Origin of the sequence: Promicromonospora kroppenstedtii DSM 19349 (genome assembly GCF_000515355.1) — a bacterium.
Classification (GTDB): Bacteria; Actinomycetota; Actinomycetes; order Actinomycetales; family Cellulomonadaceae; genus Promicromonospora; species Promicromonospora kroppenstedtii.
The window spans coordinates 11,647-13,859 of sequence record NZ_KI911744.1 but is presented as its reverse complement, the minus strand read 5'-3'; the positions used below and the strand labels follow the sequence as shown (position 1 = coordinate 13,859).

3 protein-coding genes are annotated in these 2,213 nt (G+C 72.9%); all 3 read left to right on the top strand.

Annotation, left to right across the window (positions count from 1 at the left end; translation table 11 throughout):
* On the top strand, window positions 1–397 hold a 397-nt coding region (locus tag PROKR_RS24220), incomplete at its 5' end, for an ABC transporter permease subunit (protein ID WP_425414935.1).
* 11 nt (window positions 398–408) lie between these two features.
* Window positions 409–1,686, top strand: a complete 1,278-nt coding sequence (locus tag PROKR_RS24215) for an ABC transporter substrate-binding protein (protein WP_084800652.1) — start codon at window positions 409–411, stop codon at window positions 1,684–1,686.
* Between the two features lie 37 nt (window positions 1,687–1,723).
* On the top strand, window positions 1,724–2,213 hold a 490-nt coding region (locus PROKR_RS31900), incomplete at its 3' end, for a phosphotransferase family protein (RefSeq protein ID WP_036968778.1).

Here is a 2,213-nt window from a genome sequence, read left to right as displayed (position 1 = left end):
CGTCGACCCCGGGCGGGTCAAGGCCGGGGCGTTCGCGCTCAGCTCGCTGGCCGCGGGCCTGGGCGGCGTGGTGCTCGCGATCGTCACCCAGCAGGTCAGCCCCGGCGCGTACGGGCTCGGGTTCTCGCTGCTGCTCGTGGTCGCCGCCGTCGTGGGCGGGCTCGGCTCGCTGGGTGGCGCCGCGATCGGCGCGGTGCTCGTGACCCTGCTGCCGTGGGTGGTCGACCAGGCGACCGCCGGGCTGCCCGCCGACCTCGGCCACCGGCTGCAGGGCAACCTCGAGATCGCCCTGTTCGGCGTCGTCGTCATCGTCGTGACCGTGCTCTGGCCGGGCGGGCTCGCCCGGCTGCTCCCTGATCGCAAGCCCCGTCCCAGCACGTCCTTTCCAACACAGTGAGGTGAACGGAAATGCGCACTGCTTCCCTGTCCAGCCCCCGCTCCGTGGGCACGGCCGCCGTCCTCGGGCTGACCGCCGCGACGGCGCTGTCCGGCTGCTCGACGCCGGCGGCCGCCGAGGTACCCGGCGTCACCGAGGACACGGTGGTCATCGGCACCCACCAGCCCCTGACGGGCCCGGCCGCGGCCGGGTTCGCGTCGATCTCGGCGGCCACCTCGGCCTACTTCGAGTACGTCAACGCGAACGGCGGCATCCACGGCCGCCAGATCGAGTACGTCGTCAAGGACGACGGCTACAACCCGGCCAACACGCAGACCGTGGTGCGCGAGCTGGTCCAGGAGGACCAGGTCTTCGCCGTCGTGGGCGGCCTGGGCACGCCCACGCACTCCAGCGTGCTCGACTACCTGGACCAGAACGGGGTGCCCGACCTGTTCGTCGCCTCCGGATCCTTGACGTGGGACCAGCCTCAGGAGTACCCGTACACCTTCGGGTTCAACGCGGACTACGTGACCGAGGGCGCGGCGCTGGCGCAGTACGCGCTGGACACCGAGCCGGACGCCGTCGTCTGCGTGCTGGGGCAGGACGACGACTTCGGCGAGGGCATCCTCCAGGGCGTCGAGCTGGCACTGGGGGAGGGCGAGGTGGCCACCCACCAGGTCTACTCGACGGCCGACCAGGACGTGACCGCGCAGATCGGGGCCATGAAGGAGGCGGGCTGCACGCACAACGTCCTGGGCACCATCAACGGCTTCACCGCCCTCGCGGTGGGCACCGCCGCGCAGATGGACTGGTTCCCGAGGTGGCACGTGTCCTCCTCGGGCGCCGACCACCCCACGCTCGTGGAGTACCTCGGCGACGACGTCGCCCCGGTGCTGGAGGGCCTCGTCTCGGTGAACTACCTGCCTAACAGCCCGTCGTCCGAGTGGTACGAGCTGTTCTCCCGGATCAACGACGAGTACAACGACGGCGCGCCCTACACCGGCAACACCACCTACGGCATGAGCGTGGGCTACCAGTTCGCCGAAGCGCTGGCCGCCGCCGGGCCGGAGCCGACGCGGGAGTCGCTCGTGGCCGCGGTCGAGTCCGGCGACCTGGTGGGCAACGGCGTCGCGCCGCTGACCTACTCCGCCGACGACCACTTCGCGCACCGCACCGTCCGCATCGCGGTGGTGACCGACGGCGTGCAGGACTTCACCGACGACGCCTACGAGGTGACCGAGGTCGGCGCGGTGCCGGCCGAGCCCACGCAGGTGCCGCTGGAGAACGAGGGCATCCCGCTCACCGAGTGACCGGGTGCCGTCAGAACCACCGCACGAGAGGGGAACCATGACGCACGAACTTCCCGGCCTGGACGTCGCCGGCCTGGCCGCCTGGCTGGCCCGGGAGCATCCGGAGCTCGCCGGGCCGGGCCCCGGGCTGACCGCGGCCCTGATCACCGGCGGGCGCAGCAACCTCACCTACCGGGTGGACGGCGCCGCCCGGCCGCTGGTGCTGCGCCGCCCGCCGCTGGGGCACGTGCTGTCCACCGCGCACGACATGCGACGGGAGCACCGGGTCATCACCGCCCTGGCGGGGACGATCCCGGTGCCGCCCACCGTGGCGGTGGTGGACGACACGGAGCCGGGAGAGGTCACGGGCACCGTGTTCTTCGTCATGGAGCACGTCGACGGCGCCGTCCTGGCCCGGCCCGAGCACAACGCCGCCTGGACCCCCGCGGGCCTGGGCGCGCTGTCCGTCGAGCTGGCCGAGGTACTGGCCGACCTGCACGCCACCGACCCCGCGGCCGTCGGGCTGGCCGACTTCGGCCGGCCCGCCG

Bases quoted from the DNA above. Each gene is read 5' to 3' on its own strand.
- PROKR_RS24215 (WP_084800652.1), top strand. From the start codon at position 409: ATGCGCACTGCTTCCCTGTCCAGCCCCCGCTCCGTGGGCACGGCCGCC.